We start from the raw sequence: 6275 nt of genomic DNA, 5'->3' as shown, positions 1-6275 counted from the left end.
AAGATATGAAAAAGATCATGAGCAGAATTTTACTTGGAGCAAGCTTGCTGGCAATTTCTGCATGTACCAAAATAGACAACTACCCTGAGCCCAATGCTTCTTTTGAAGGCCGGTTGATTGATAAAACCACTGGCCAGAATTTCCTTACCTCTACCAATGGCATGCAAATTAAACTGGAACAGATCAGTTGGAGTGACACACCGACCCCTCAGGAGATCCCAAGCAAAATAGATGGGACCTTTAAAGATTCCAGATTGTTTAAAGGAAAATACCGGGTAACCCCTAAAGGAGGAGCATTTTGGCCTACTTTGACTCCATTAGAGATCAATATTGATCAAGGCACTAAACAGGATTTTGAATTGACTCCCTATCTTGTAATCAAAAACTTTACACATACTTTAACTGACAAAAGAGATCTTATTTTAACTTTTAACATCGATGCACCGATTGGTGCTGGTATGCCCACCATCTCTGACGTACAACCCTACGTAAACACCACCAAATTTGTAGGTTCAGATGCCAGCATTAAAGAGTATTCCAGCGATCTGAAGGTTACGGTCAATAAAGAATGGAACGATATGTCAGCTGCGGATAAGTCGTTTACGATCACTGTTCCTGCACTCCTTTCGGGGAGGATCTTCTTTGTAAGAGTTGGTGCAAGGGTAAATGACAGTTATAAAAGCGTCAATTATTCTGAGATCGTAGAAATTAAAGTTCCATGAAAAGAATAAAGATTTCATTTTATATCACTTTAATCGCTGCTACAGGTGCCTTTTCGATATCAGGTATTTGGAAAAAGGGCCCGCGGTATCCTTCCTATACCCATTTGGTCATGGCCGGTTACCAGGGTTGGTTTGCTGCTAATGGTGATGGTTCGCAGCGAGGCTGGTACCACTATCAGGGCAGAGGTGGTTTTTATCCGGGCAATACCAATGTAGACCTCTGGCCCGATGTAACTGAATACCTTAAAAAGTATAAATCTCCATTCAAATTTGCGGATGGAAAAGATGCTTATTTATACAGTCCATATGATGAAAGCAGCGTTGAACTGCATTTTAAATGGATGAAGGAATATGGTATTGATGGGGTACACATGCAGAGATTCCTGGGCGAAGTGAAGTCAGCTTCCGGAAAAAGGCATTTCAATAAGGTATTGGAAAGCGCCTTAAAGGCTGCAAAAAAATACGACAGAGCCATAAGCGTAATGTACGACCTGAGCGGCTGCTCCAGTGCAGACATGGTATACCTTGAGCAAGACTGGAAAGAACTTGAAAGCATATTCAAATTATCCGACACAAAGATTAACCCTACTTATCTATGGCACCGCGGGAAACCCCTGGTGACCATTTGGGGTGTAGGATTTAACGACTACAGGAAGTATACCATTGGTGATGTAAACAAGCTTGTGGACTTACTCAAAGGACCTCGAAATAATATATCCATTATGTTGGGCGTCCCCTATTTCTGGAGAACAGCAGGCAGGGATACAGACAAATCTCATTTGTTGCAGGAAGTCATCAAAAAAGCAGATATCCTGATGCCCTGGGCAGTGGGAAGGTTTGATTCCAAAACTTATAACCCACAGATTGTTGCTGATGACATAACTTGGTGCAAAGAACACAAAATAGATTATGTACCATTGGTATTCCCCGGATTTACCTGGGGAAATATGCACAAAGACACTACAATCTATAATGCCATTCCACGCCAGAAAGGCAATTTTCTATGGCAGCAGATTGCAGGGGCCAAACATGCGGGTGCGCAATCCTTATATGTAGCCATGTTCGATGAAATAGATGAAGGCACAGCCATTTTTAAGACCGCAAGGGCGGCCGATGTTCCGTTGAATGGAAATGAAGGTTTCAAATTTGTTGGAATTGAGAATGAACTGACCTCAGATTATTACTTATGGTTGACCGGTCAGGGCGCGAAATGGTTCCACGGCGGAAACGGATATAGCATTGTTAAACCCTTAAGGTAATGCTGAAAAATGAATAAACACTTATTTTAAAAATTAAAATTATGAAATTAAGAAATTCAACAATAATATATGCTTTATTAGCCTTTGTACTTGCTGGAGGCTGTAAAAAAACAGAATACCCATCAAGGGACACAAGTGGGCTGCACCCAGACCCGCCAGTGGTCATTGATCCTGATGATGCCAAACCATTTGTTTTGTTTGACAGTTGTGATAAATTAGATGGTCTTTGGGACGTTGCTTTAGGTACGGGCAGCTTAGAGACCCAGGGTAAAAAAGAAGGCACAGGCTATATTAAATCCAGGATTACACCAGGTCAGGATTTTATGCAGTACCAAAGGAGAAATGTATCACCAGTTGACACAAAAGTAACACCAGAGAACGGACAATTCATGTTCTGGTTCTATATTCAGGATGCCAGCCAGCTGAAAGAAGGTCAAATTCAGATCAGCAGTGCTAATGATCCTGACAAATTCAGGTATGGATGGGATATCATGAAAGTTGGGCCTCTGGTGAATGGGTGGAACCGATTAAAATTAAACATCAGCGATGCATACTCATCTGATGGCGGTGCAAATCTTGCAGCCATGAATTACTTCAGGGTATTTTTCAATACCAAAGAAAAAGTCTCGGCCGACTTTGTGACCGGCATTGACGGACTAAAATTTGTACAAAAATAAACAACACCATATGAATACTCTATTTAAAAAAACAAAGCGAAGCAATAACAGCTCATTCGTATTGGCTTTGGCTCTGGGCGGGACTATTATGTTAGGCAGTTTTAGCTGTACTGCCCAAAAGGACAATTTATCTGTAAAGACCACTTCTTCTAAAAAAACAAAGGGAAATCCATTTATCCGGAATATGTATACCGCTGATCCTTCGGCCAGAGTGTGGGCAGACGGACGCTTATATGTCTATGCATCTCACGATATTGCTCCGGCACGCGGTTGTGACCTGATGGACCGTTACCATGTTTTTTCCACAGATAATATGGTTGACTGGAAAGACCATGGTGAAATTTTGAATTCCAGTCAGGTACCATGGGGTAGGAAAGAAGGTGGATTTATGTGGGCGCCGGATTGTGCCTATAAAAACGGAACCTACTATTTCTATTTCCCTCATCCGTCCGGCGACGACTGGAACACCACCTGGAAAATTGGTGTTGCCACCAGTAAAAGTCCAGCCAGCGGTTTTGAGGTAAAAGGATATATTGAAGGGCTTAAGTCAATGATAGACCCATGCGTTTTTGTAGATGATGATGGTCAGGCTTATCTGTTCTACGGTGGCGGTGGTACCTGTGAAGCCGGAAAACTCAAAGATAATATGATGGAAATTGATGGTGAAATGAAGAAGATGGAAGGTCTGACGGACTTTCATGAGGCTTCCTGGGTACATAAAAAAGACGGTTTGTACTATCTTTCTTATTCCGATAACCATGATAAAGATGGCAAACACAACCAAATGAGATATGCCACCAGTAAAAGTCCGTTAGGTCCCTGGACCAGTCAGGGCATTTATATGGATCCTACCGATAGCTTTACCAACCATGGTTCTATTGTGAAATACAAGGGCCAGTGGTATTCTTTTTACCACAACAGTGCCCTGTCCAATGAAGATTGGTTAAGGTCAATTTGTGTAGATAAATTGTATTACAATGCCGATGGAACCATTAAAAAAGTGGTTCAGACCAGCGGACTCACCAAATAACCGAAATTAAACTATGAACCTAAAACCATTAAATATACTGGTGCTGATCGTCTTGCTTGCCTTAACCGCGGGCTGCTCTAAAAATGGCACTGATCAACCATCTATACCAGAACCATCTCCGGGAGGGAAAATCATTACACCTTCCCCTCCCGGAGATGTCGTTGGGAAAGTCACCGTTGGCTACCAGGGATGGTTTGCTGCCAAAGGCGATGGTTCTCCTATAGATGCCTGGTGGCATTGGACACAGGACTGGGCAAAATCACCTTCAACAACCAATTCAGGCATAAAATCATGGCCAGATGTAAGAGATTACTCGGCTACCTACCCCACTTCCTTTCCAAACCTTGTCAACGGACAGACAGCTAACTTATTTTCTTCCTTTAACGATCAGACCGTTAACACCCAATTTCTCTGGATGAAGCAAAACGGCCTGGATGTAGCTGCCTTACAACGGTTCAACCCCAACGGAATTGAAGGACCGGTTCGGGATGCCATCACCGCAAAAGTGAAAACCGCAGCGGAATTGCATGGACGTAAATTCTATATTATGTACGATATCAGCGGATGGACCAATATGCAATCGGAAATTAAAACGGACTGGACCAATAAAATGTCGGCCTATACCTCTTCTTCTGCCTACGCCAAACAAAACGGTAAACCTGTGGTCTGCATCTGGGGATTTGGCTTTTCCGACAACAACCACCCTTTCAGTGCCGATGTCTGCATAGATGTAATCAATTGGTTCAAAAGTAAAGGTTGTTATGTAATTGGCGGTGTACCTACCAACTGGCGCACCGAGGATAGTGATTCCAGACCAAAATTTCTTTCAGCTTATAAAGCCCTGGATATGATCTCCCCCTGGATGATTGGGAGAATAGGCTCCATTAGTGAAATTGAATCCAAATACAGAACCATTAACATGCCTGACATGGCCTATTGTAAAGCCAACGGAATTGACTATCAACCCTGCATATTACCAGGCGATCTTCAGGAACATCAGCGGCTTCACGGTGATTTCATGTGGCGGCAATTTTACAATATGAAAAGTCTGGGTGCACAAGGATTGTACATTTCTATGTTTGATGAATATAATGAAGGGAACCAAATTGCAAAAACAGCAGAAAATGCCAGTTTTATTCCATCAGGGACTTCCTTCGTCACTCTGGATGAAGATGGTACAGCTTGCTCGTCTGACTATTACCTCAGGTTATCAGGTGACGGAGCTAAGATGTTCAGGGGTGAGATTCCACTTACCGTAACCCGGCCTACAAAACCAATACTGTAACTGTTTTATCTTTAATTTACAGCCCCTAGGTAATGCTTTCGCAAAAATAGGGGCTGTTTCTTAGATGGTCTATAATAACTTATCCTGGATTTAAGCCGCGTCTATTGCCTCCCGAAGGGCTTTCGCAGCAGCTGCTGGATCTTCTGCTCCATAGATGGCTGCTCCGGCCACTGCAACCTGTGCACCAGCTCTGATTACGGCTGCAACATTATCAATGTTCACCCCTCCTGCGATTGAAACCGGAACGCCCGCTCTTGCTGCCTCATCAATGAGTACCTGGATGGAGTAACCAGCGGTCCATTGCTCATCCAGTCCTGCGTGAAGTTCAACAAACTCAACACCAAGTTCCGTTACTTCCTGAGCTCTTTTAACCCTGTCAGGGTAGCCAATGGTGTCTACTACTACACCTTTTCCATGCGCTTTTGCTGCTTTTATCGCCCCAATAATAGTTGCATTTCCTGCAGACCCCATAACTGTGATCAAATCAGCACCTGCTTTAAAAGCGATATCCGCTTCCAGTTCACCCGCATCCGCAGTTTTAAGATCTGCAAAAACCAATTTATCGGGGTGTGCGTTTTTCATAGCGGTAATCACTGTTGATCCCATATTCTTGATCAAAGGCGTCCCTAATTCTATAATGTCAACATAGGGTGCAACTTTTGCGGCTAGTGCCAGTGCTTCTTCTGTCGTCAATAGATCTATTGCTACTTGTAATTTTGCCATAATTGTATTTAGTTAATATGTGTTCGTGTATAATGATGTTATTCAAGATTTGCATGACGCTCCCAGAGCACCTCGGCAGGTGTACCGTCCATTTTCCAAAGCGATTGGAAGACCATATCCATTAACAGGAATAAAAATTGCTCAAACAGACTGCCAGCATATTGCTTTGACTTTGTTCCGTCAAATTCCTGTTTTCCGGCCGCAGGTATAAAAACCGTATGGTCTGCTAATCTTGCAAGTTCAGAAAGTGGTGCAGTTGTTAAAGCAATTACCTTTGCACCAGCAGCAATCGCTTTTTTTGCAGCGCTGACCATGGAGCCCGTGGTACCCGAACCGGATGCGACCAGTAATAAATCTCCTTGCCCGATTGCTGGAGTCGTCGTATCGCCTACAAAAAATACGGTTAACCCAAGATGCATCAATCTCATTGCTGCTCCACGTAATGCAAAGCCCGACCGCCCCGCCGCGATTAGAAATATTCTTTGCGAATATTGGATTCCATTGACCAACGGGATCAGGTTTTCTGTATTGATCCTGTTAGCCAATTGCCGGTTTTCTGAGATGATTAAATCCATGTTT

At 43.2% G+C, this 6275-nt stretch carries 7 protein-coding genes; 5 read left to right on the top strand and 2 right to left on the bottom strand.

The genetic code is table 11. The features are described from left to right. From VNZ46_RS19205 to VNZ46_RS19185, 5 genes are all read left to right on the top strand, one after another. Window positions 1–722 (top strand): DUF3823 domain-containing protein (locus tag VNZ46_RS19205; protein WP_325561644.1); only part of this gene is annotated, 722 nt, incomplete at its 5' end. Continuing rightward, the gene (locus VNZ46_RS19200) at window positions 719–1981 is read left to right on the top strand and encodes a glycoside hydrolase family 71/99-like protein (protein WP_325561642.1); all 1263 of its coding nucleotides are present in this window, start codon (window positions 719–721) and stop codon (window positions 1979–1981) included. The genes VNZ46_RS19205 and VNZ46_RS19200, both read left to right, overlap by 4 nt. A 41-nt stretch (window positions 1982–2022) precedes the next feature. Then, window positions 2023–2658 (top strand): hypothetical protein, encoded by a 636-nt coding sequence (locus tag VNZ46_RS19195; RefSeq protein ID WP_325561640.1) that lies wholly within the window; start codon window positions 2023–2025, stop codon window positions 2656–2658. A gap of 10 nt (window positions 2659–2668) precedes the next feature. Further along, on the top strand, window positions 2669–3688 hold the full coding sequence (locus tag VNZ46_RS19190; RefSeq protein WP_325561638.1) for a family 43 glycosylhydrolase: 1020 nt from the start codon (window positions 2669–2671) through the stop codon (window positions 3686–3688). A 13-nt stretch (window positions 3689–3701) separates the two neighbouring features. Further along, window positions 3702–4973: a glycoside hydrolase family 71/99-like protein gene (locus tag VNZ46_RS19185; RefSeq protein WP_325561636.1), complete on the top strand. Its 1272-nt coding sequence runs from the start codon at window positions 3702–3704 to the stop codon at window positions 4971–4973. Window positions 4974–5063: 90 nt separating this feature from the next. On the opposite strand, the gene hxlA is transcribed toward VNZ46_RS19185, so the two are convergent. After that, the gene (gene hxlA, locus VNZ46_RS19180; RefSeq protein ID WP_325561634.1) at window positions 5064–5696 is read right to left on the bottom strand and encodes a 3-hexulose-6-phosphate synthase; all 633 of its coding nucleotides are present in this window, start codon (window positions 5694–5696) and stop codon (window positions 5064–5066) included. Between the two features lie 38 nt (window positions 5697–5734). Continuing rightward, window positions 5735–6275, bottom strand: a 541-nt coding sequence (hxlB, locus tag VNZ46_RS19175) for a 6-phospho-3-hexuloisomerase (protein WP_325561632.1), incomplete at its 5' end; no start/stop codon positions are given.

It is taken from the genome of Pedobacter sp., assembly GCF_035566355.1.
In the GTDB taxonomy this organism is placed as follows: domain Bacteria; phylum Bacteroidota; class Bacteroidia; order Sphingobacteriales; family Sphingobacteriaceae; genus Pedobacter.
The sequence above is the reverse complement of the archived record's forward strand: the minus strand, read 5'-3'. Positions and strand labels throughout refer to the sequence as shown.

Coding starts and splice junctions, on each gene's coding strand:
- VNZ46_RS19200 (WP_325561642.1), top strand. CDS start 719: ATGAAAAGAATAAAGATTTCATTTTATATCACTTTAATCGCTGCTACA.
- VNZ46_RS19195 (WP_325561640.1), top strand. CDS start 2,023: ATGAAATTAAGAAATTCAACAATAATATATGCTTTATTAGCCTTTGTA.
- VNZ46_RS19190 (WP_325561638.1), top strand. CDS start 2,669: ATGAATACTCTATTTAAAAAAACAAAGCGAAGCAATAACAGCTCATTC.
- VNZ46_RS19185 (WP_325561636.1), top strand. CDS start 3,702: ATGAACCTAAAACCATTAAATATACTGGTGCTGATCGTCTTGCTTGCC.
- hxlA (WP_325561634.1), bottom strand. CDS start 5,696: ATGGCAAAATTACAAGTAGCAATAGATCTATTGACGACAGAAGAAGCA.